Consider the following 22,794-nt stretch of genomic DNA (forward strand, 5'->3'; position numbering starts at 1 on the left):
CACCGCGACCTCTACAACCAACTCACCACCACACCCACCAGCCAGGAACCACAAACACCCCCACCCGGCACCGGAACCGGAACCGGGACCTTCACAGGCCCCCTCCACCCCTCCACCATCCGCAAAATCGCCTGCGACGCCGACATCCTGCCCGTCCTGCTCGGCACCAACGGACAAATCCTCGACATCGGCCAAACCAGCCGCATCTTCCCACCCCACATCCGCAAAGCACTCAACGCCCGCGACCAAGGCTGCACCTTCCCCAACTGCACCATCCCCGCACCCTGGTGCGAAGCCCACCACATCACCTACTGGTCACACGGCGGACCCACCAGCACCAACAACGCAACCCTCCTCTGCTCCCACCACCACCACCTCATCCACAAAGAACAATGGAAAATCACCACCCAAAACGGCATCCCCTGGTACACCCCACCACCACACCTGGACCCCACCCAAACACCCCAACGAAACCACCACACACCACAACTGCGCACCTAAACGCGGGCACACCCAAACCCGACCGCTCCACCACCAACACAGCAGTGCGCACCAGCCACGCAAAAAGCGCCCGACAGCGGGATCACCGCCATCGGACGCTTCCAACGAGGCACACGAGCCAAGCCGCGAAGTACCGCAGAACGCTCAGGCCACGGGCCGGGTAAGGCTAATGCGAGGTCGGCCATCCGGTGTAGGACTCGGCGAGGTACGCCTTCGCATGTTCGGACGAGACGACCGAGTGCAACTCGCCGAGCTGGCGTGCCCGGTCAAAGTCGTCGGCACCGGGGACGGTGTGGAGCATTGAGGTCATCCAGTAGGAGAAGTGCTGGGCCTTCCAGACCCGGTCAAGGGCACGGTCGCTGTACGAGTCCAGGAGGGCCGTGGATCCCGTGGAGTAGAACGAGTCCAGGCCTTCGAAAAGCACTTTGACGTCGTGGATCGCGAGGTTCAGGCCCTTGGCGCCGGTTGGCGGAACAGTGTGTGCGGCATCTCCCGCCAGGAAGAGGTTGCCGTGCCTCATCGGGGTATGCACGAAGCTCCGGAACGGCAGCACCATCTTTTCTAGGACGGGGCCTTCCTTGAGCTCAAACCCGTTGCCGTTGACGCGTTTGCGAAACTCGGACCAGATGCGTTCGTCATCCCACTCAGCCACGTTCTCCTTGGGGTCGCACTGGAAGTACATGCGCTGAACCGTCTCGGTCCGCTGCGAGATCAAGGCAAAGCCGTGCTCGGAGTTTGCGTAGATCAGTTCGTCGGCACTGCGCGGCGCCTCGGCGAGGATCCCGAACCAAGCGAACGGGTACTCGTGAAAGAACCACTTCCTGTTGGCTTCGGGAATCTGGAAGCGGCAGTGGCTCCGGGAACCGTCGGCACCTATGAGGAAGTCGGCTTGGATCTCGAACTCCTGCCCGTCGGCGTCGGTGAACCAGACTTTGGGTTTTCCTTCGAGGTCGTGCACGGAGGTGTCAGAGACGCTGTAATGGACTTGGCCGCCGTCGGATTCCCTCCGTGCGGCCAGGTCCATGAAAACGTCGGTCTGCGGGTACAGCCACACCGACTCGCCGACGAGTTCCTTGAAGTTGATCCGGTGGCTTTCGCCGTTGAAGCGCAGTTCGATGCCGTCGTGCCGGTCGCCCTCCCGAAGGACCCGGTCGGACACCCCGGCGTCCACGAGCAGGTTGACCGTGCCGTGTTCGAGGATGCCGGCGCGGACGGTTTCGCTGATTTGCTTGCGACTGCGGATCTCAACCACCACCGATTCGATGCCCTGCCTGGCCAACAGGTGGGACAACATCAGTCCGGCCGGGCCTGCGCCCATAATGGCGACTTGGGTGGTGATTGGAGTGCGTGCCATGGTGTTCCTCGCTTCGTTGCGGTCCCGGAGCATGCCCGGGATGAGCCTGGATCCAGTGTGGCGGGAGGCAAGTGACTGGCGTTACACCGATTCCGTTGAACGGAATATCGCGAGGTAATCCTCAGTCGGCCAACTGGCGGCCGATCCCCCTCGCGGCAGTCTGCAGTGCGGGAACCAAAGCTTGGAGCCGCATCTCCGCCAGGGGTACCACCACGCCCAATGCGGCCACGGTTCGGCGCTTCCTATCAATGACCGGAACAGCTATGCCCCAGGTATCCGGATCAACCACGCCCGCCAGTTGTGCGTACCCCTGCTGCGCGGACTCGGCCAGCAGGTGACGCACGACGTCGGCCGTCACCTTGCCGGTAGGGTCTTGGAATTGCTTGAGGTACTCCGCCTGCAGCCCTTTGGGCTGATGGGACATGAGGGCGAGGCCCGCCGAGGAGATGTGAACGGGCATGCGTCCGGCAACCCGTGCACGGTTTGCCACCGAACCCCGGCGGGACAACCTTTCGACGAACAACGCCTCCCAACCCTCCAGCACCGCAAGGTTAACGTTTTGGTGCAGGACCTGTTGGATGTCCTCCATGAATGGCATGGCAGCCTGGCGTAGTGCCAACGTTGGAGAGTTGCGGTTCACCAGCTCCCAAAGCCGCAAACCGAGCCGAACAGTCCCGCCTGCCCCTGTATCCAGCAATCCATGTCCGGCCAACTGGCGGACCAGTCGGTGCGTAGAGGAGAGGGGTAGGCCCGAACGCTCGGCGAGTTCGGTCAACTGCAGGGATGTCACACCCTCCGGAAAGGCTTCGATGACGCGGACAACGCGGTCCACCACCGAATCACCGGAAGTCGAGTTGGCCATCGTCAGCTCCTTCGCCGCTCAGCACTCAGACAACAATCTTCCATTCAATGGTAGAACGTGTGCCCGGTTACAAGGCGCGGTGATACAAATCTCATACCTGTGCGGCCGTTCCGGCGGCGGGTTTCATCCAAGAAGTACCGAGGACGCAATGCCAACGATGTCATCTTCTCAACGCTCGCAGTGGCCTGTTTGGCTGTGCTGGCTAGCCATGGTCCTGGACGGGTTCGACCTTGTGGTCCTGGGAACCGTCATACCCACCCTGATCAAGACCGGTGAACTCGGCTTCGACGCCGTGGGAGCCACGTTCGCGGCAACGATCTCCCTGGTGGGCGTTGGCCTCGGGGCACTTTTCATTGCCCCGCTTTCGGACAAGTTCGGGCGGCGCAAGCTGCTCATTGCCTGCGTGGCAGGTTTCTCGCTCTTCACCATTGCGGTGGCTTTTGCGCCGAACGTGGCAGTATTCGCTGTCTTCCGCCTCCTTGCAGGCCTAGGACTCGGTGCCTGCCTTCCCGCAGCACTGGCCTACATGAACGACTACGCCCCGGCCGGTTCCGCGGGCAAGTCCACGACGCGCACCATGACCGGCTACCACGTAGGCGCTGTCCTAACGTCCTCGCTGGCAATCCTGATCATCCCCAACTGGCGGCTCATGTTCATCATCGGCGGCCTCGCCGGCATCGCACTCCTGCCGTTCCTGTGGCTGAAGTTGCCCGAATCGCTCCCCGAAGCAGCCCGCCCCCAGGTGAGCAAGGAAGCAACGCCGGCTTCCGGCGTCGTACGTACCGCAGAAGCTGCTCCCAAGACCGGGTTCCGCGACCTGCTCCGGAAGCCCTACCCCTTGGTGGCCGTGGGCATTGGTATCGCGTCGTTCATGGGGCTGCTGCTGGTCTACGGGCTGAACACTTGGCTGCCGCAAATCATGGCGGCTGCCGGCTACTCGGTCAGCACCGGCCTCACGTTGCTGCTGGTCCTCAACGTCGGCGCCGTGGTGGGGTTGGTATTGGCCGGGATCCTCGCCGACCGCCACGGGACCAAGAAGATCGTGCTGCTGTGGTTCGGTCTTTCGGCAGTGCTCCTGGCTATCCTCAGCGTGAAGATCCAGAGTGAGCTGCTGCTGAATGCAGCTGTCTTTGTCACCGGCGTCTTCGTTTTCAGCTCGCAGGTCCTGGTCTATGCGTGGGTCAGCCAATTGTTCCCGGCCAATCTCCGGGGAACCGCCCTCGGCTTCGCTGCCGGAGTGGGCCGGCTGGGTGCCATCCTTGGGCCGGCGGTTACCGGAACGTTGGTGGCTGCCAAAATCGTCTACCCGGCAGGCTTCTACGTCTTCGCCTCGGCCGGAGTCCTTGCTGTTGCCGCGCTGCTGCTGGTGCCGAGCCGGGTCCGGGAGGAAAAAGTAACCGTGCCGGCGGGAGAACGGTAACCGCCGGCACGGAGTATTTACAGGCCCCGCGAACCTTATCCCAGAAAGGATCGCGGGGCCTGTAGCTTTAGGGGCACTCGAGGGTTTCGCGTGCCTTTCCCAACAGTTGGGGCCTGGCGGCGACGCAGCGGTCCGTGTACTGCCTGAGCGCCGGAAGGGCCTTGACGGCGTAGTCGATGTGGTCTTCGCGGATCATGTGCTCCATGGCCCGGCACTGGTTCTCGGTCTCGCGTGCCCCGATCATCGCCGAGGAAATCTTCAGGCTGAGGACAGCTTCCATGCTGGCATCGGCATCGTTCTCGCAAAGGCCATTCGCGATCCTGCCGATCCGGCCCGGAAGCATGGACAGGTAGGTGGACAGGAGCCGCAGCACCGGCCGGGAATCGCCAAGTTCATCAGCGAGGGCTTTGAGGGTGCTGCCTTCGAGGGCCGGGATCGCAGCCGATGCAGTGCCGGGGAGGATAATTTCCGGGGTCGGGACCACCCGGTCTGCGAACTCACTCACCGCCGGCCGCCTGGGGTGCTGGGGCCGGGCCAGCCTGGGGTGCTGCGACCCGAGCGCCCGGCTTGGTCACCGTAGAGCGCTTCGCAGGGTCTTTGGACCAGATCGAGGCGAGCATGCCGAGCACCAGGATGGTCGGAGCCCCGTACATCAGGACCTTCAGCACCAGGGGATCGCGCAGTGCACGGATCGCATTGCCCACGTAGGGAATGGTGGCCACTTGTTTGTCCACAGTCTGGCCCTGCAGCGTGGCAACCCAGGGGTCGATGCCGTTGTTGGCGTCGCCCTTGGTCTGGACTGCGGTCCCGCCGTCGGCCGTCGTGGTGATCTCAGTGATCCGGTGGGTCTCCACCCGCTGGTCCTCAACGGGTATGTGGTACGTGATGATGTCGCCCACTTTGATGTCCTTCACCGGCGTCGGAACCGTCACCACAACGTCCCCCGGGTTGATCAGCGGGGCCATGGAGCCGGTCAGCATGGTGGAGGTCTGGTAGCCAAGAAGGCGTGGACCAACGGCCAGGAAGACAAAAGCTATAGCTGCCAGCACCAGCATGCCCGCGCCAAGCATCCTGAAAGACATCCCGGCGATGCGCCGGAAAACGCCTTGGACGGCTTTGGCCTCGGCGGTCCCGGCCTCTGCCGGCTTAGGTGCCGCTGCGGACTGCTTCACAACGACGACGCCGGCCTCTGCCGGCTTAGGTGCCGCTGCGGACTGCTTCACAACGGCGGCTTTGGAAACCCGGGCGGCCTGGCCGGACCCGGCGCCCCGACGGGGCTGCTGGGTCGGGCTGTTTCCGGCGGCCCGGGTGCTTTTGGTGGCGGAACGCCGGCCGTGAAGGGCTGGTGTGTTGATGCTGGTCAGTGCGCTCATGGTCCTGGCGTTCCTTCCGTGGACTGGTGGTCTCTGGTTAAGAGTTTGGATGGGCAGGCTCAGTCTTTCCTGCTGGAAATCCTCAAGTCTTGCTCAGGAATGGCCGACGGGCCTGATCAGAAAGGGGGGAAGCCTGACCAGGCCCGCCGGGGTGTGATGGCCGCCGGGGCCGCCGGGGTGTGATGGCCGCCGGGGCCTGCGGTGCCCGCCGGGGTGTGATGCCCGCCGGGGCTGGGGTGTCCGCCGCCCGGACGCGTCATCCAGCGGCTGATTGACCCGCAGGATGTAACCGGGGCGTCTTACTTGGTGGTTTGGGTGCGTTGGGTTCCGGTGAAGGAGAACGCGATGGTGGAGGTGGCGCCTTGGAAGGTGTTGTCCGCGGTGGTCGGGAACGCGGTGGTGACCTTCAGGTTGTCGGTCTTGGCCGAGGTCAGGGACGTCAGGTTGTTCAGGACAGTGTTCGCGGTGATCACCGGAGCCGAGGCCAGCACGGTGGTCTTGGTCCCGGCGCAGGTGTACGGGGCAGCGGCACCGGTCCACGGCACGGAGCAGTTCTCAATCGTCAACTGCAGCCCGTTCACCGTGTCCGTGGTCAGCAGCGAACCGGTGGCCCCGGCGGAGGTGGTCAAGGTGACGTTGTTCAGATCCGAGTTGCCGGTGTTGGAGAGAGTGACGAGCTTTTCGACCTTGTCACCGGGCAGCAGGCCCGCTACCGGGACGTTCAGGGTGTTCGAGGCCCCGGTGCCCAGGGCGATGGTGACGGTGCCTGCCGTGACGGCCTGTGAGGCAGAGGTGGAGGAGGTGAACGCACCATAGGTGCCCATCCCGGCCACGGCAGCGGCGGTGCCCACCAGAGCGACGGAGGCGAGGATCTTGCCGGAGGTGGTCTTGAGGCTGATACCCATCTGAATCGGTGTCCCTTCCAAAGTGGCCACCGTTTCCCCGGACGGCCGTTTCCTGTTTCCAGCCTCTCTGGCTGACAAGAAATACTCTGGCGGCCCCGCCTCAAGAACCCATCCTGCAAAACCGCAACAGTTCCTCAGGAAATCCTCAAGAGTTTTCCGCCCCTCCCCGCCAGCCTTGAGCACACTCCGAGGGCAGACTCTGGACGAAAGATAAGCATGCTGATAATCCTGTAACCGTGAACCAAAAACGGTAGAGGGGTTGCTCCATGACTGACCGGATCAAACACATCTGGGGCGAAAGGACACCGTACACGCGCGACGAGCAGTGGCCCGCGCGGGTGGACTACGCGATGCTTGAAGGGCTCAAGGAAGAAGACGTGGACACCTGGGTCCAGTCGGCCTGCGTCCTGTGCAGCAATGGCTGCGGCTGTGATATCGCCGTCAAGGACGGAGCCATGGTGGGCATCCGCGGCCGGGCCGTGGACATCATCAACAAAGGCCGGCTGGGACCGAAGGGCTTGTTTGCCAGCTGGCAAGGCGTGAACAACAAGGACCGCCTCACCAAGCCGCTGATCCGCGAGAACGGCCGGCTGGTGGAAACCGACTGGGACACCGCAATGAACCGGATCGTGAAACGGAGCACGCAATTACTGACGGACAAGGGCCCGCTGAGCCACGGCTTCTACACCAGCGGGCAGTTGTTCCTGGAGGAGTACTACGCACTTGGCGTGATCGGAAAGGCAGGAGTCGGCACGCCCCACATGGACGGCAACACCCGTCTCTGCACGGCGACGGCGGCCTCGGCACTGAAGGAGACGTTCGGCGCCGATGGCCAGCCGGGCGCCTACGAGGACATCGACAGCTGCGATGCCATTTTCCTCTACGGCCACAACATGCCCGAGACCCAAACTGTCCTGTGGTCGCGCATCCTGGACCGCCTTGCGGGCCCAAACCCACCCAGGCTGGTTTGCGTCGACCCCCGCAACACCGAGGTGGCCCGGCATGCAGAGGTCCACTTGGCGGTGCGTCCCGGCACCAACCTTGCACTGATGCATTCCCTGATCCGGGAAGTCCTACACAACGGCTGGCATGACCCCGGCTACGTGGAAGACCACACGCTGGGGTTCGAGGAGCTCAAGGCAGCGGTGGAAGAATGGACTCCCGAGGCAGCCGCCGCGGTCTGCGGGGTCAGCGCCCACGATATCCGCAAAGCCGCCCGGATCTTCGGAACAACCGAGCGGGTACTGTCCACGGTGCTGCAGGGTTTTTACCAGTCGAACCAGGCAACCGCGTCATCCTGCCAAGTCAACAACCTGCACCTGCTGCGCGGAATGCTCGGCCGGCCCGGTGCCGGGCTGCTTCAAATGAACGGCCAACCTACCGCGCAAAACAACAGGGAATGCGGAGCCGACGGCGACCTTCCGGGCTTCCGCAACTGGCACAACCCGGAACACATCAACGAACTCGCGGCCCTATGGAACGTGGATCCGGCGGTCATCCCGCACTGGGCGCCTCCAACACATACGATGCAGATCTTCCGCTACGCGGAACAGGGTTCCATCAATTTCCTGTGGGTCTCAGCCACCAATCCCGCGGTTTCCCTCCCCGAGCTGCCAAGGATCCGCAAGATCCTGGCCGAGCCGGAACTCTTCCTGGTTGTCCAGGACCTGTACCTGACAGAAACAGCCGAGGTGGCCGACGTCGTACTTCCCGCCGCGGCCTGGGGCGAGAAAACCGGCACCTTCACCAATGCCTCCAGGGTGGTGCACCTTTCGGATAAGGCGGTGGACCCGCCGGGCGAGGCCCGCAGCGATCTTGACATCTTCCTGGACTACTCACGGCGGATGGGCTTTACCAACCTGGCCGGACAACCGTTGCTCAGCTGGTCCGATCCGGAGGAGGTCTTCGAAGCCTGGAAGGACTGCTCCCGCGGTCGCCCCTGTGATTTACACGGGCCTCAGCTACGACAAGCTTCGCGGGGGCAGCGGCATCCCTTGGCCGTGCACGGAGGAACGTCCGGGCGGTACGCAGCGCCTCTACTCGGACGGCCACTTCCCCTCAGAGGCCGATTATTGCGAAAACTTCGGCCATGACATGCTCACGGGCGCCGAGGTTGAACCGGAGAGTTACAAGGCCAAGCAGCCGAAGGGCAGGGCCTGGCTCAAGACCACCAAATTCCACCCGCCCCATGAAGAACCGGACAACGAATACCCATTGCTGTATTCGACCGGCCGCACCGCGTACCACTTCCATACGCGGACCAAGACGGGCCGCTCGCGGGCCCTCAACGCGGCGGCGCCCCGCATGTGGGTGGAAATTTCAGTGGATGACGCCGCTCACCTGGGGATCAAAGAGGGCGACGTCGTTCGGGTCACGTCGCGCCGCGGTGTGGTGGAAGCCCCCGCACGAGTCAGCGAAATCCGCCCCGGCACCGTCTTTGCCCCGTTCCACTACGGCTATTGGGACGATCCCCAGGCCGACGGAAACAAGCCCGAAGAAGGCAACTTCCGGTCGGCGGCGAACGAGCTGACCTTGACCGAGTGGGACCCCATATCCAAGCAGCCTGTCTTCAAGAATGCGGCAGTGAAGGTGGAGAAAATACGCGACGGCGCCGGCATGGCTCCCGCACCCACCACCACGGCTTCCCGCCCCGCGGGGCAGGCCAGACCGGGAGGGCAGGCCACCCCCACTGGGCAGGGCACCCCCACCGGGCAGACCGGACAGGAAGGTCAGGACCGATGAACCTCAATATCTATCTGGGCCTGCTGCATAAGGGGGAGCAGACGCTGGCCGAGTCCTTCCGACAGGTGTCAGAGGGACACGGCGCCGAGCCCGATGTGCATTTCCTCTGCCGGACCCTGGCGAAGCAATGCGATGAGCACGAGGAACTCCTGCGTCCACTGGCTGAACGCTACGGCGAAGATTCCTCCGACAATGAACCCGAGCGTCTCCATGCAGACGGCTTGCACGAAACCCGGAGCGGACCCGTCGGGTTGCTGCGGGACCTCCAGGATCTTTACGTCCTGGCCAGTTTGGTGGATGTCACGTGGACCGTAGTGGAACAGGCCGGTTCAGCACTGCGCGACCGCGAACTGCTTGCCGCCGTCGAAAAGTGCCAACAGGAGACACAGCAGCAGATCAGCTGGCTCAAGACGCGCATGAAGCAGGCCGCACCGCAGGCGCTGCTCGTGGCTGGCTAGCGCTGGGTCTCCGCGCGGCTGGTGAAAGCAGGTGCCGCTCTTGGATTACAGAGGGGGGCGTGAAGGCCAACCACCATAAACACGCCAATGGCCCCGCTGCTACCGGGTTGCGGAAGCAGCGGGGCCATTCAGGCTTTAGGAGACTATGCCTTCCGGCGCGTCAACAGGCCCCAGATGATGAGGACGATCAGCGCACCACCGATGGCCAGCAGCCAGGTGGAAAGCGACCAGAACTCGTTGATGCCCACATTGAAGAGGGCGCTGCCGATCCAGCCGCCGAGGATGGCGCCGACCACACCCAGCAGGAGGGTGGCAAGGATCCCGCCGCCCTGCCTGCCCGGCTTGATCGCCTTGGCGATGGCGCCGGCAATAAGTCCCAAAATAATCCAGCCAAAGATTCCCATTTTTCCTCTTTCTCTAGTGCTGTGGTCCTGCGGTGATGTTTTCTCCCGCTACGGACCGTGGATAGTGCCTACCAGCGCAAGCGCCGGAACATGCCGGCCACTTGCTTGGCAGACGGCCTGCCGGCAGGGTCGGGGTCTGTCATGGCGTGCAACACCATGGACCAGCGCCGCCGAACCGTGCCGGGAACCCGGGGTTCGCTCAGAGTCCTTGCAACCATGGACTCCAGCGGTGGCCCTGGGAAGGCCTTGGTGCCGGTGAGGCACTCAAGGGCAACCAATCCCAGGGCATAAATGTCGCTCGCAGCAGTGGGCGCTTCTCCGCGCACAGCTTCGGGACTCATGTAGTGGGGTGTCCCGGAGGACGAGCTGCGTGCGGCATGCGCGGGACTGATCGCTACCCCGAAATCAGTCAGCATCGCATGTCCGGCAGAATCGGATGCCCGCGCTACCAGGATGTTCCCGGGCTTCACATCGTTGTGCACGATCCCGCGGCGGTGCAGGTGCGCCAAAGCCTTCGCGATGTCCGTCATCCAAGCAACGGTCAGGGCCGGACCTGCCGGGGCCTCGCGGAGTACGGAGCGCAGATCCTGGCCGCCGACCAGGTCCATCACCACATAGTCGCGGACCTGCTCTCCGTCCAGCAGCTTGCCCGAGTCGCGCACACGCACGATGTTCTTGTTGCGAAGGCGCTTGTGGATCTCCAGCTCCCGCCGGAACGCCTCGCCCTTGAGCCGGTCCGTTTCACGGAACACCTTGGCGGCCACCAATCGGCCTGTCCGCTCATCCAAAGCCTCGTGAACGTGGGCCTCGGATCCACCTCCCAACCAGGGTCCAAGCCGGTACCGGCCGCCGAGCAGCAGGCCGTCGCCTGCAGGGGGACGAATGGCTTCCGAACCCATCGCTTCGTGATTCAGGTTCGACGCCGGTGTCCCCGGTTCGGCCGCTTCGGCGGGAGTAATGAGGGAGGTCACTTGAGCAGGTTTTCGATGTCGGCCGGAACAACTCCGACAGCCCGGGCGAGTGTCTCCCGCTCGACGCCCGACTCTACAGCCTTGGTGAACGCGAGCTGGAGAGTGTTCTGCGCTATGGCGAGCTCGTGCTGGAGACTCTGCCAACGCTCGGCGGCTATCCAGACACTGCTGACCGGGTCCAGGGCATCGATGTCCATCCGGAAACCGCAGCCACAGGCCCACTCCGGCCAGACCGGTTCCACTGAAGTCCACTGCATCGACCCGCCCGTGGCACCCGAGGAGATAGCCATGCTGGCTCCGCAGTGTGTCGGTCCGGCCAAAACCGGGAGGACTGATACCTGCGCTGGCACCTGCATATCCCGGCAAACTTCCCCGTGGTGGACGGGTTCGGTTCCAGGGATTGGATCACCGGCGGGAGATGGCTCCCTCACTGCGATAGTCATGCTCTCTCCCGGAAGTCGGTAAGTAGTTTGGCTATCTAGTTATATGTGTACTTATCAATTATGTCCAGTCCGGGCGTCATTCGACTCAATCCCATCCACGACATCCCTGATCCTGCGCAGGAAATCGACCACCACCATCGACTCCCCGCGACTCAGCGAGGCGGCAACCTCCAACATCTGGTGATGCATGCCCCCGAGGGTCTGGCGGACTTCCCGATCGATGCCGGGAGTTGGCCGTAGAAGCAAAGCGCGACGATCCGTCGGATGCGGCTCGCGGGTAACGTGGCCGGACTTCACCATCCGGTCCACCAAACTGGTCATGGAGGCAGATGTGATCCCAAGGCGGGAGGCCAGCTCTTTGGGGCCCACGCCCCTACCCTCGCGCTCACACTCCAACAGGTAGCGCAGTGCCAGGAGGTCGGTTTCGCCCATGCCCATGGACGTCCGGGTTCGCCGACGCATGGCCGCCTCCGCCGAGCGATAGTCGCGGAGCGCGTTCAGAACCTCGACCGCAGGGGATTCCTGCCCGTACCAATAGCCCTCCTTGACGGCTTGCATAGTCATGAGAATATCCTTCGTTAGACGAGTAGCTTGTCTATCTAAGTACTCTAATGATAGCGAAGGTTACTTATGAACCGCGAGTCGAGATGACGGGTCGGCAGAGCGAGCCCACCGCCGTCGTGCGTCCGGGCGATGAGCGGCAAGTGCTTGGCGAAACAGACCTAGGCGCGGACGCGCCGCCACACCGCCGGGGCAGCCACAACCGCGACGCCGACGGCGGCACCGATCACCGTCTCGACGATCCGGTCGCGGAGCAGCAGGTTGGGATCAACCGGGGCCGCCAGCAGAGTGGCAAAAAGCGCCAACGGCGTCACGAAGACCTGGGCCACAAGATACTGGCGCGCAATGAAGAGTTCGGCCCCGAATTGGCAGGCAGCGATCACCAGGACCATGGCCCACGGCGCCGGGTTGAGCCACAAGATTCCGGCCAGCAGCACCAGACCGATGACCGTCCCCGCGATTCTCTGGACACCGCGGCTCACCCGGTGCCGCGTGGAATGGCCCACCAGCGGCACCACCGCGGCCACCATCGCCCAGTAGGTATGCCCGAAGCCGAGCCGCTGGCCCACGAGGGTGGCAATCGTCCCGGCCAGTCCTGCGGCAACAAGGTACCCGGCGCCTTCGAGCCAGATGGCCCTGCGTTCCGGTTGGGTGTGCCGGATACGCGGCGGACGCTTCCAAGGCGTCCTGTGGCTTTTGGCCACGCGTGCCGACATGCCTATGAGCAGGCACAGGACCGTGGTCAGTACGGCAACGAACATCGCCTCCCACAGAGGGGGCTGGGCCGTGATGGAAGCAATGGCCGCAAAGGCAAAGATGTGGAAGAGCGAGCCTCCCGGACGCAGGCGCCACGCGGCGACCACCACAGACGCGAGTCCGGCCACCAGGGTGGTTGCTGCCGTCAGCAGCCAGGAATAGGAGATGCCCTCGATGCCCAGCGCGGGTGCCAGCCGGGCCGTCAACGACGCACAAAGGATGATCAAAAGCATGAAGCCACCGGCACGGACTTGGCTGCGAAACCGGACACTGTGGGGCTCGTTGCGGCCGTAAATCCCCGTGAACGCCCCGAAGGAGGCAAACACCGCCAGGTCGAGCCGCCCGATCAAGGTCAACGTGATGAGCGGGACGAAAACACCTACGGCGCAACGGAGGGCGGGGTGATGGTCCTTGTTTCCGGGACCCATAGTGAACAATTCCGTTACAGCCTTCAAGGGGCGGCTCGCCTTTCGTCGCAGGATCAAACGTACGACGACGGCACTGGCGTCCGCTTCGAATATTACGCCCGGGTTGCGGAGCTGCTTCGGGTCCATGGCCGGATAGTGCGCCTAATCACGCTGAAGTGACGAAGGAGCCGGCCCCTAACCCGGGCTTCCGGGGTTGTGTACAGAGAATCCTTGGGAAGGGCTGCCAAGGTGTCCATCTGCACACAACCCCGGGCTTAGAAGCGGGAGGCCGTGGGGTCAGTAACCTGACTCGTAGCCAAGGCGTTGCCGGCAATGTCGCTGTGCCCGGAGGAAGGGGTGAACTTTGCCGACGCTGCGCTTTGCGGAGTCGAGTTGCTGTTTCCGGATTGGGTGCCCAAGGTTATGGTTATTGTCTTCGCGGCAGGGTCCCATTCAAGTACCGAGGCGTTGGCACTTGTTCCCTTGAAACTCATGCTCCCCGACGCGTAGTTTCCACCCAACGCGACCGTTCCAAACCTTAGCGTGCAACCGGTGGACGACACCGTCAGGTTGTCGGAATTGCTGATGCTCACCGTGACCTGGTTGTCGCCTCCGAGTCGCTGCTTTACTGTGTCGTCGGTCCAGGTGCTGCAGATCTTGCTAGCGTCCAAAGCCTCCGAGAACGTTACGACTACCTTGTCGCCCTGTTCCACCTTGCCGGGCGTGGCTCCGCCGTTGACGAGTTGTACACCTGTGACAGTTGGCGCGGTGGTGTCCTTGACCGAAGTGGTTGTTCCCGCAGGACCTGTGTTGCCCGCCGCGTCAGTGGCCCGTGCGGAGTACGTAATAATTCCGGCGTTGAACGTACTCAGGTTCAACGTTGTGGCCGACCAGGCCCCAGATGAATTGGCTGTCCTCGTCTGCGTCACGGTGTGGGCTGCGCCCACATCGGTCACAGTCAGCACAACAGTCGAGTTCGCTTCTGCTGTTCCACTGACCGGGACGTTGCTGACGTTGGCGGGAACGACGTAGGCGGGCGCTGTGACCGTGGGCGCAACAGGAGCAGTGGCGTCCACCGTAGCGACGGCGCTGCGCAGGCTCTCAGCTCCCTGCCACAGGGAAACGGTTGGGGTCACCACGTAGTACCAGGAGCCCGTGGTCGCAACGTCCGTGCAGGTCAGGGCAGTGACTACAACGGCGCAGGTGCCGGATCCAGCCGTGCTCGTTCCGCCGGTTGCGCTGGAGTAGCGAGCAATGGTGTAGCCGGACACAGGCTTTCCTGCCGCCGTCGTACTTGCCGCCCATGTGACGGCCACGTTCCCGGCTTGGCCGACTGCGACGGACGGCTTGTTGCCCTGAGCCAGCGCGTCGGCCTTGGCAGCAGCACCGTTGCTGCTGACCGAGCTCCAGAACGCGCTGGCGGCCGGACCGCCCCATGAGACGAGCAGGACGCCCAGCACCAGCACGACCAAACGGTTCCAGCGTCCCATGCTGACGCCCTGGGACTGACGATGCCGGTTCACTTCCGTACCTCCAGCGTGACGGGGATGGTGAATTGCGCGCCTTGGCAGGCAGAAACGGATGAGGTGCCCATGCTCGCCGCGCCCTGCAGGGTCAGCAGTACGGAACTGTTGGCCTGGATGGTGAGGGTCTGCGTGAGCGTGGGCGGTGTGAACGTGACGCCCGTGGTGGTGCAGCCGGAGTGGGCTCCGTCAGCGGTGGCTGTACCGTTGCCGCGGATTCCGTAAACCGTGACCGGATGGGCATTGGGGTTGGTTGCCCGCAGGATGACGTCCGCGGTTCCGCCCGGCACGAGGCTGGTCTGCAGGGTATCGCCCGGGACGAGTGCGTCCACCGTGACGGTCTGCATGGTGCCGTTGACGGCCGAGCCGCTGCCGAGTCCGGTGGCGGTCCAGTAGGCGTAGGCCGAGCCGACGCCGCCAAGAATGCAAAGGGCGGCAGTGGCGGCTGCGGTGCGGGCGAGCCTGCCGGGCTGGCTGAGGGTGCGGGTACGGGATGAGCGGAAGATGTTCATGTCAATTCGCCTGTCCCGTCCCGGAGAACGTGAGTTGGAGGGTGGCGCCTTTGCAACCGTCCTGGAGAAGAAGGGTGTCCAGCATCTTCACTTGCGGCCATTTGCTTTGGGCCACGCCCAGGCCGGACAACGAGCTGCTGCCGTTCGGAATGGTGAGTGGATACGTGCCACTGAACTGGGTGATGGCATAGTCTGCCGTGCTGCAGGGCAGGCCCGCAGCTACGGCCGCCGGAGTGCGGACCACCTGACTGATGGCCACAGTCAAGTCGCTTACGGCGATGCTTTTGCCCGTGCTGTTGGACATCTGAAGGTCCATGGCCCTGCTGATCCCGGGAGCCAAGGCAGCGATGGAACCGGTGACCCCGAAGGTGCGCTTCACCTCCTGCACCTGCAACTGCGCCGGGGCGCTGGACTGGATGCTTCCGCTGGTCCCGGTCACGGTGAAGTCCGTCTTGCCGGCCGGCGTGGTGGGCGACGTGGAAACCGTCAAGGTCACCTGCGCTGTTCCACCGGAAGCCAGGTTCACGGACGACGCCGACCACGTAGCCGAGGCGCCTGCCGGGAGCCCCGCTGCGGTGAAGGTGACCGGGCCGGTGAACCCTCCCGTTGAGGTCGCGGCGGCGGTGTAGGTCACTGAGAGACCTTGGTCGGTGCTGCGGCTCGACGGCGACAACGTCACCGTTATCCCCTTGGTGACCTTGGTGGTATTTCCCTGCCCGCTTCCCGCGGCGATCGCTGCCGCGGGCACCAGTGCCACCAGCACCGCGAGTATCACTGCGCGCAGCGGCCTTCCGACTCGGAGGAACGGTGTGCGGCGCTCTTGCCTGGGGTCCATGGAAGCTCTTTTCGGACTAACGGGTGGGAAGCGTTGGGAAAGGCCAAAAAGCCAGCCGGGGACCGCCGTCAAATGCGGTCCCCGGCCGGCACCGGCTACTTGCTGGTGACGTTGACCGTTACCTTGGCACCCTTGCAGAGGTCCTGGTTTTCGGTGGCGCTGTCGTTGAACTTGAGGATGCCGGTGCCCACGGCGGTGTTGGTGGAGTTGGCAGCAACCACCGCGTTGGTGGTGTTGGCCGTAACCTCGAACCAGGCCGGGAGGCAGCCGGTCACGTCGGTAGTGACGGTTGCGGTGAGGGCACCCACCACCGTGCTGGAGCTGGTGGAGTTGTCCGCCGAGTAGGCGACGTTGACCTGGTTGCCGGGGGCCAGCCCGTCGGCGTAGCTGGCGTGCAGGGTAACCGTTCCGCCGCCGTTTGAGTTGGTGGCCGTGCCGTTGCCCGAACCGGTGGTGGTCCAGTAGGCGTATGCGGCGCCGCCACCGACGGCCACGAGTGCCACACCAGCGACGGCAGCGGTGATACGGCTCTTCTTGGAAAGCTTGCGCATGATGACTCCTTGGGTTGATCTACGTTCCAGGGAGCCGCTTCGCAACCCCCAGCATCCGATCGTTGTTGTCGGATGAAGCGATGACCCCATGTTTGTTGGCGCTCCAACACTCCCGCCACTCTTGGGAGTACGCCTTTTTTCGTCCCGAACGATAGGTCGGAAATACCCTCATCCAGGAGGCAAGTACTCAGTTTCCGGGAAGCGGACTACTTGGTTTTCCCTGGTTGTTTGCTAGCGACGCCGGCATTTAGCGAGCGCTTGAACCACTCTGGTTCCTTGCCGTGGCTGGGATCCCGGGGTGTCTTTGCCGTGCTCCCAAGCCTGGCAAAAGAGCAGCATCCTGTGTACTCGGTTTTGCCCGTTGTTGAGGGGTTCCCTGAAGGTGGAGGTCTTCCAGCCACGAAGGCATTGCGCCAAGATTGTGCGCGTCTTGAGCTAAAACTGCGCTGGTGTTCGAGTGTTTCCGCACATGCCGTTCAAGCACGACGGCGGTCCGGTCACCTTGAGAGGCGACCGGACTGCCGTCGGGCTTCGATCTGGAGTGGTGTTGTGGCTGTGGTCTAGTTGTGGGCGGCGAGGATGGTGGAGGCTTCCTGGCGGGTGGTTCCGGAGGATTCGATGTGGGCCAGCGCTTCGGGGATGTCCCAGCCCTTTTTGCGCATCGCGGTGGCCCAGAGCCGGCCGGCACGGTAGGAGGAGCGGACCAGCGGCCCGGACATGACGCCGAGGAAGCCGATCTCTTCGGCTTCGTGCTGGAGGTCCACGAATTCCTGGGGCTTGACCCAGCGGTCCACGGGCAGGTGCCGTTCGGAGGGGCGCAGGTACTGGGTGATCGTGATCAGGTCACACCCGGCGGCGTGCAGGTCGCGGAGGGCTTCGGAGATTTCCTCGCGGGTCTCGCCCATGCCCAGGATCAGGTTGGACTTGGTCACCATGCCCAGGTCCCGGCCTTGGGTGATGACATCCAGGGACCGTTCGTACCGGAACGCGGGCCGGATCCGCTTGAAGATCCTCGGTACGGTCTCGACGTTGTGGGCGAACACTTCGGGTTTGGATTCGCAGATCGCGGCGATGTGTTCGGGTTTGCCGGAGAAGTCAGGGATCAGCAGCTCCACCCCGGTGCCGGGGTTCAGTTCATGGATTTTGCGCACCGTTTCGGCGTACAGCCACACGCCTTCGTCTTCGAGGTCGTCGCGGGCCACGCCGGTGACCGTGGCGTAGCGCAGCTGCATGGCCTGCACGGACCGGGCCACCTTGGTGGGTTCGAACCGGTCCAGCGGGGAGGGCTTGCCGGTATCGATCTGGCAGAAATCACAACGCCGGGTGCACTCGGACCCGCCGATCAGGAACGTCGCTTCCTTGTCTTCCCAGCACTCGAAAATGTTCGGGCACCCGGCCTCCTCGCACACGGTGTGCAGGCCTTCCTTCTTCACCAGGTTCTTCAACCCGACGAACTCCGGCCCCATCTGGACCTTGGCCTTGATCCACTCGGGCTTACGTTCAACCGGGGTTTGTGCGTTGCGGGCCTCAACGCGCAGCAACTTACGGCCTTCAGGTGCCAGGGTCATGGTTTTCCTTCATGTTTGGTCTGTACATTGTTGGCCTCCACGCAGGTTTCCTGCATGTGCGGCTGGCTTCCCTGCGTTGCGGGGCCCGCTCAGCGCGCTTCGCGAGCGTTTTGGGGCGCAGAGCGGGCCTCACAACAGGATGGGTTCAGCATTCGACGACGTTGACGGCCAGGCCGCCCATCGCGGTTTCCTTGTACTTATGGGACATGTCCTTGCCCGTCTCACGCATGGTCACGATCACCTCATCCAACGAAACCCGGTGCGTCCCATCACCCCACAACGCCATCTTCGCCGCGTTGATCGCCTTCGCAGCAGCAATCGCGTTCCGCTCAATACACGGAATCTGCACCAACCCCCCGATAGGATCACACGTCAACCCCAGATTATGTTCCATCGCGATCTCCGCAGCGTTCTCCACCTGCGCCGGCGAACCACCCATCACCTCAGCCAACCCCGCAGCAGCCATCGACGACGCCGAACCCACCTCACCCTGGCAGCCCACCTCGGCACCGGAAATCGAGGCCTGCTCCTTATACAAAACCCCCACCGCCCCGGCAGCAAGCAAGAACCGCACCACCACATCGTCCTTATCGGCCTCGGTGGCCTGATCCATCCCCGGAGCGTAATTCAACGCGTAATACAACACCGCCGGAATGATCCCCGCCGCACCATTGGTCGGAGCCGTCACCACCCGGCCACCGGAAGCGTTCTCCTCATTCACGGCCAGGGCGATCAGGTTCACCCACTCCTGCCAATACTTCGGATCATTCCGGTCCTTGTCCTCCTTCAACAACCGCTCCAACCAATCCGGTGCACGCCGCTTCACCCGCAACCCGCCCGGCAACACACCCTCACGCTTCAGCGACGTCTCAACACAGGCCTCCATCACCGACCAAATATGCAAGAGCCCCTCCCGGATCTCCTCCTCCGACCGGGACGCCCGCTCATTGATCAACATGATGTCGCTGATGCCCAGGCCCTTCGAGGAGCACCGGCCCAACAACTCCGCCGCCGTCCTGAACGGCAACGGCAACTCCGCCTTGGACTCCTCCAACTCCGCCCGGGCCGCGTTCTCCTCACCCTCACGGACAATGAACCCACCACCCACCGAGAAAAACGTCGCCTCCCGCAACACCGTCCCCTCAGCATCGGACACAGCAAACTTCATCCCATTCGTATGCCGCGGCAACACCGTCAACGGATGCAACACCATATCCGCAACGCCGTACTCCAGGAGCACCTCGCCGGCGAGGTTGAGCTTCCCCGTTTCCTCGATGGAGGCAAGCCGCTCCTCAACCTCATCGGGGAGGATCAGCTCGAGCTCAAACCCCTCAAGGCCCAGCAAAGTGGCCGTGAAAGTGCCATGGCCTTTGCCGGTTGCGGCCAAGGACCCGTAGAGGTCAACCCGCAACCCGGCCACAGCAGACAGCACGCCGGATTCACGCAGCTCCCGCGCAAACACCGCCCCAGCCCGCATCGGACCAACCGTATGCGAACTCGACGGGCCGATGCCCACGGAAAACAGATCGAAAACACCAACAGCCATGGCCGTGATCCCTTTCAGGGAGGAGTCAAGAACAAACAAGAAGGTGGGGGCTGGGCCAATCCTGAGCCAAGGCGGCCCAGCCCCCGTGGAGGTCCAGTACCAAACCTCCGAACCCGGTGTTGATGTGGAGCATCCGTTCCCAGCAAATGCCCCACCCGGGAGATTTCAAATTGCCCGTTTCGGGGGTTTGCTGCGGAACATGCCGTGCGCTCGGCCGTCTCCGCAGCGAACCCCCGTTTTGGCACCGGCGCGCGAGCCTTAGCCCAGGTTCGCGACTCCCGGGTAGAGCGGGTGCGCTTCAGCCAGGGCCTCCACACGGTGACGCAACCCGCTGAGGTCCGTGTCGGCGTCGGCAATCAATGCTTCGGCGATGATGTCCGCAACCTCGCGGAAGGCAGCTTCACCGAAACCGCGCGTCGCAAGAGCGGGCGTGCCGATGCGCAGCCCCGAGGTGACCATCGGCGGGCGCGGGTCGAAGGGCACTGCGTTGCGGTTGACGGTGATGTCGATCGAGGCGAGGCGGTCCTCGGCCTGCTGGCCGTCGAGCTCGCAGTTGCGCAGGTCCACGAGGACCAGGTGCACATCGGTTCCGCCGCTGACCACCGAGATACCTGCCGCGGCGACGTCGGGCTGGACCAGGCGCTCGGCGAGGATGCGTGAACCTGCCAGGACACGGGACTGGCGCTCACGGAATTCTTCGGACGCGGCGATCTTGAATGCCACGGCCTTGCCCGCAATCACGTGCTCCAACGGCCCACCCTGCTGGCCCGGGAAGACCGCCGAGTTGATCTTCTTGGCGATGTCGGCGTCGTTGGAGAGGATGATGCCGCCACGCGGACCTGCGAGGGTCTTGTGCGTGGTGGAGGTGGTCACGTGGGCGTGCGGGACCGGTGAGAGGTGCAGGCCAGCAGCTACCAGACCCGCGAAGTGGGCCATGTCCACCATCAGGTAGGCGCCCACGGAGTCGGCGATCCGGCGGAACTCGGCGAAGTCCAGCTGCCGCGCGTATGCGGACCAGCCGGCCACGATCAATGCAGGCTTGTGTTCCTGGGCCAGGCGTTCCACCTCAGCCATGTCCACCGTGTGGGTGTCCTCGCGAACGCCGTAAGGGACCACGTTGTAGAGCTTGCCGGAGAAGTTGATCCGCATCCCGTGCGTGAGGTGTCCGCCGTGTGCCAGGTTGAGGCCCATGATGGTGTCGCCCGGCTTGATGAGCGCGTGCATCACCGAAGCGTTGGCTTGGGCACCGGAGTGCGGCTGCACGTTGGCGTACTCGGCGCCGAACAGCGACTTGATGCGGTCGATCGCGAGCTGCTCGATCACATCCACGTGCTCGCAGCCACCGTAGTAGCGCTTGCCCGGGTAGCCTTCGGCGTACTTGTTGGTCAGCACCGAACCCTGCGCCTGCATCACTGCAACGGCGGTGTGGTTCTCCGAGGCGATCATTTCCAGGCCACCGCGCTGGCGACCCAGTTCGTCGTCGATCTTTGCCGCGATCTCGGGGTCCAGCTCCGAAAGCTGGGCGTCCAGCGACGCCGACACGACCTGCTCGAATTCAGTCACGGATACCGGGTTCACAGTTCGCCTCCGTTGGCTGCTGCGTATTCCTCGGCCGTCATGAGCGGGCCTTCCTCAGTGGCGGCGACCTTGAAGAGCCAGCCGGCACCGTAGGGGTCGTTGTTGATGAGGGCCGGATCTCCGACGACGGCGTCGTTGATCTCGGTCACTTCACCGGTGACGGGCGAGTACAGGTCGGAGACGGACTTGGTGGACTCCACCTCGCCGCAGGTCTCCCCCGCGGTCACCGTGGAGCCGACCTCGGGCAGGTCCACGTAGACGATGTCGCCCAGGGCATCCGCGGCGACGGCGGAGATGCCGATGCCTACCGGCCCGCCACCATCGCCAGCAACCCATTCATGCTCAGCCGAGTACTTCAGCTCGGCAACTACTTTGCTCATGTCAAAATCCTTCTCTCGTGACTACTTGGAACGCTTGTAGAACGGCAGCGCAACGACTTCGAACGGTTCGGCCTTGCCTCGGAGGTCGACGTCCACCACAGTGCCGACGGCGGAATGTTCGACGTCGACATACGCCAGGGCGACCGGGTAACCGAGCGTGGGGCTCGGCTGGCCCGAGGTCACCTCGCCGATCAGCGAACCGTCCTTCAAAACCGAGTAATGACCGCGGGCCGCACGGCGTCCGGTGCCCTTGAGGCCTACCAGCTTCTGCCCGATCGTGGAGCCAACACCGGCGGCTTTGATCGCGGCCAGCGCTTCCTTGCCCACGAAGTCGCCCTCCTTGGACAGCGCCACCACGGGGCCGAGCCCGGCTGCGTAGGCGTTGACGTGCCGGGAGAGTTCGTTGCCGTAGAGCGGCATGCCTGCTTCGAGGCGGAGGGAGTCGCGGGCAGCCAGGCCCGCCGGGATAAGCCCGTGGCCTTCGCCGGCTTCGAGCAGTGCCTCCCACAGCGAGGGAGCGTCCGTGTTCGGGACGTAGATCTCGAACCCGTCTTCGCCCGTGTAGCCGGTGCGGGCCAGCAGCAGGTCCTGTCCGCTGATGGTCACCTCAACAGCCGCGTAGTACTTCAGCTCCGTGATCAGGGAATGCTGCTCCGCCGGCACGAGCTCCAGCAGGATGGCTTCTGCGTTCGGGCCCTGGACAGCGATCAGGGAGGTCTCAGCGGAGGCGTCCTCGACAACAACATCGAACCCGGCGGCACGCTTCTGCAGCTCCGCTGCAACAACTGCAGCGTTGCCCGCATTCGGCACCACGAGGAACTTCTCCGCACCCCGACGGTACGTGATGAGGTCGTCGATGATGCCGCCGTCGGCGTTGCAGATCAGCGAGTACTTGGCTTTGCCGTCGGCGATCGCGGACAGCTTGCCCACCAGGGCGTAATCCAGGAAGGCGGCTGCTTCCGGGCCGGTCACCCAGACTTCGCCCATGTGGGAGAGGTCGAACAAGCCGGCCGCCTGGCGCACCGCGTGGTGCTCAGCCAACTCGGAGTCGTACTTGAGGGGCATCTGCCAGCCGCCGAAGTCCGTGAAGGACGCGCCGGCCTTTTTGTGCTGCTCATAGAGAGCGGTGTAGTTCTCAGACATC

At 63.8% G+C, this 22,794-nt stretch carries 22 protein-coding genes and 1 pseudogene; 4 read left to right on the forward strand and 19 right to left on the reverse strand.

Going from position 1 to position 22,794, the window contains the following annotated elements; translation table 11 throughout:
• A partial coding sequence (locus ACIPY2_RS11925; protein ID WP_400266598.1) for an HNH endonuclease signature motif containing protein occupies positions 1 to 501 on the forward strand: 501 nt, incomplete at its 5' end.
• A 166-nt stretch (positions 502 to 667) separates the two neighbouring features.
• On the opposite strand, the gene ACIPY2_RS11930 is transcribed toward ACIPY2_RS11925, so the two are convergent.
• Positions 668 to 1,855 (reverse strand): 4-hydroxybenzoate 3-monooxygenase, encoded by a 1,188-nt coding sequence (locus tag ACIPY2_RS11930; protein WP_400266599.1) that lies wholly within the window; start codon positions 1,853 to 1,855, stop codon positions 668 to 670.
• Between the two features lie 121 nt (positions 1,856 to 1,976).
• The gene (locus tag ACIPY2_RS11935; RefSeq protein ID WP_400266600.1) at positions 1,977 to 2,717 is read right to left on the reverse strand and encodes an IclR family transcriptional regulator; all 741 of its coding nucleotides are present in this window, start codon (positions 2,715 to 2,717) and stop codon (positions 1,977 to 1,979) included.
• Positions 2,718 to 2,874: 157 nt separating this feature from the next.
• Between ACIPY2_RS11935 and ACIPY2_RS11940 the strand changes: the two genes are divergently transcribed.
• A complete protein-coding gene (locus ACIPY2_RS11940; RefSeq protein WP_400266601.1) occupies positions 2,875 to 4,137 on the forward strand; it encodes an MFS transporter in 1,263 nt (420 codons plus the stop codon).
• A 67-nt stretch (positions 4,138 to 4,204) separates the two neighbouring features.
• On the opposite strand, the gene ACIPY2_RS11945 is transcribed toward ACIPY2_RS11940, so the two are convergent.
• The 3 genes from ACIPY2_RS11945 to ACIPY2_RS11955 all read right to left on the reverse strand — a co-directional run bounded on the left by ACIPY2_RS11945 (position 4,205) and on the right by ACIPY2_RS11955 (position 6,415).
• The gene (locus ACIPY2_RS11945) at positions 4,205 to 4,642 is read right to left on the reverse strand and encodes an Hpt domain-containing protein (protein ID WP_400266602.1); all 438 of its coding nucleotides are present in this window, start codon (positions 4,640 to 4,642) and stop codon (positions 4,205 to 4,207) included.
• Entirely contained in the window at positions 4,635 to 5,510 is an 876-nt protein-coding gene (locus ACIPY2_RS11950) for a signal peptidase I (protein ID WP_400266603.1), read from the reverse strand. The genes ACIPY2_RS11945 and ACIPY2_RS11950 overlap by 8 nt, the downstream gene beginning before the upstream one ends.
• A gap of 299 nt (positions 5,511 to 5,809) precedes the next feature.
• Positions 5,810 to 6,415 (reverse strand): TasA family protein, encoded by a 606-nt coding sequence (locus ACIPY2_RS11955; RefSeq protein WP_400266604.1) that lies wholly within the window; start codon positions 6,413 to 6,415, stop codon positions 5,810 to 5,812.
• 266 nt (positions 6,416 to 6,681) lie between these two features.
• Here ACIPY2_RS11955 and ACIPY2_RS11960 point away from each other — a divergent pair.
• A pseudogene (locus ACIPY2_RS11960) lies at positions 6,682 to 9,157 on the forward strand (molybdopterin oxidoreductase family protein).
• Entirely contained in the window at positions 9,154 to 9,615 is a 462-nt protein-coding gene (locus ACIPY2_RS11965; protein WP_400266605.1) for a hypothetical protein, read from the forward strand. Before ACIPY2_RS11960 ends, ACIPY2_RS11965 begins: the two are co-directional and overlap by 4 nt.
• Positions 9,616 to 9,758: 143 nt before the next feature.
• On the opposite strand, the gene ACIPY2_RS11970 is transcribed toward ACIPY2_RS11965, so the two are convergent.
• The 14 genes from ACIPY2_RS11970 to gcvT form a co-directional block, all read right to left on the reverse strand.
• A complete protein-coding gene (locus ACIPY2_RS11970) occupies positions 9,759 to 10,019 on the reverse strand; it encodes a GlsB/YeaQ/YmgE family stress response membrane protein (protein WP_400266606.1) in 261 nt (86 codons plus the stop codon).
• Between the two features lie 68 nt (positions 10,020 to 10,087).
• Positions 10,088 to 10,990, reverse strand: coding sequence for a serine/threonine-protein kinase (locus tag ACIPY2_RS11975; protein ID WP_400266607.1), 903 nt, complete (start codon positions 10,988 to 10,990; stop codon positions 10,088 to 10,090).
• A complete protein-coding gene (locus ACIPY2_RS11980) occupies positions 10,987 to 11,280 on the reverse strand; it encodes a hypothetical protein (RefSeq protein ID WP_400266608.1) in 294 nt (97 codons plus the stop codon). The genes ACIPY2_RS11975 and ACIPY2_RS11980 overlap by 4 nt, the downstream gene beginning before the upstream one ends.
• Before the next feature lie 207 nt (positions 11,281 to 11,487).
• Complete coding sequence (locus tag ACIPY2_RS11985) at positions 11,488 to 11,997, reverse strand: MarR family winged helix-turn-helix transcriptional regulator (protein ID WP_400266609.1); 510 nt, start codon at positions 11,995 to 11,997, stop codon at positions 11,488 to 11,490.
• Between the two features lie 158 nt (positions 11,998 to 12,155).
• Positions 12,156 to 13,178, reverse strand: a complete 1,023-nt coding sequence (locus tag ACIPY2_RS11990; protein ID WP_400266936.1) for an FUSC family protein — start codon at positions 13,176 to 13,178, stop codon at positions 12,156 to 12,158.
• 254 nt (positions 13,179 to 13,432) lie between these two features.
• On the reverse strand, positions 13,433 to 14,647 hold the full coding sequence (locus ACIPY2_RS11995) for a hypothetical protein (RefSeq protein WP_400266610.1): 1,215 nt from the start codon (positions 14,645 to 14,647) through the stop codon (positions 13,433 to 13,435).
• A gap of 29 nt (positions 14,648 to 14,676) precedes the next feature.
• Positions 14,677 to 15,192, reverse strand: coding sequence for a hypothetical protein (locus tag ACIPY2_RS12000; protein WP_400266611.1), 516 nt, complete (start codon positions 15,190 to 15,192; stop codon positions 14,677 to 14,679).
• Between the two features lies 1 nt (position 15,193).
• The gene (locus ACIPY2_RS12005; protein WP_400266612.1) at positions 15,194 to 16,027 is read right to left on the reverse strand and encodes a hypothetical protein; all 834 of its coding nucleotides are present in this window, start codon (positions 16,025 to 16,027) and stop codon (positions 15,194 to 15,196) included.
• A 95-nt stretch (positions 16,028 to 16,122) separates the two neighbouring features.
• Positions 16,123 to 16,578 carry a hypothetical protein gene (locus ACIPY2_RS12010; RefSeq protein ID WP_400266613.1) on the reverse strand — a complete coding sequence of 152 codons (456 nt, stop codon included), beginning with the start codon at positions 16,576 to 16,578 and terminating at the stop codon, positions 16,123 to 16,125.
• 560 nt (positions 16,579 to 17,138) lie between these two features.
• Positions 17,139 to 18,146 carry a lipoyl synthase gene (gene lipA, locus ACIPY2_RS12015; RefSeq protein WP_400266614.1) on the reverse strand — a complete coding sequence of 336 codons (1,008 nt, stop codon included), beginning with the start codon at positions 18,144 to 18,146 and terminating at the stop codon, positions 17,139 to 17,141.
• 145 nt (positions 18,147 to 18,291) lie between these two features.
• Positions 18,292 to 19,692 (reverse strand): L-serine ammonia-lyase, encoded by a 1,401-nt coding sequence (locus tag ACIPY2_RS12020; protein WP_400266615.1) that lies wholly within the window; start codon positions 19,690 to 19,692, stop codon positions 18,292 to 18,294.
• Between the two features lie 258 nt (positions 19,693 to 19,950).
• Positions 19,951 to 21,270 carry a serine hydroxymethyltransferase gene (gene glyA, locus ACIPY2_RS12025; protein WP_400266616.1) on the reverse strand — a complete coding sequence of 440 codons (1,320 nt, stop codon included), beginning with the start codon at positions 21,268 to 21,270 and terminating at the stop codon, positions 19,951 to 19,953.
• On the reverse strand, positions 21,267 to 21,650 hold the full coding sequence (gene gcvH / locus ACIPY2_RS12030) for a glycine cleavage system protein GcvH (protein WP_400266617.1): 384 nt from the start codon (positions 21,648 to 21,650) through the stop codon (positions 21,267 to 21,269). The genes glyA and gcvH overlap by 4 nt, the downstream gene beginning before the upstream one ends.
• 21 nt (positions 21,651 to 21,671) lie before the next feature.
• Positions 21,672 to 22,793: a glycine cleavage system aminomethyltransferase GcvT gene (gcvT, locus tag ACIPY2_RS12035; protein ID WP_400266618.1), complete on the reverse strand. Its 1,122-nt coding sequence runs from the start codon at positions 22,791 to 22,793 to the stop codon at positions 21,672 to 21,674.
• Between the last annotated feature and the right edge of the window lies 1 nt (position 22,794).

It is taken from the genome of Paenarthrobacter sp. NPDC089675 (genome assembly GCF_044749185.1).
Classification (GTDB): Bacteria; Actinomycetota; Actinomycetes; order Actinomycetales; family Micrococcaceae; genus Arthrobacter.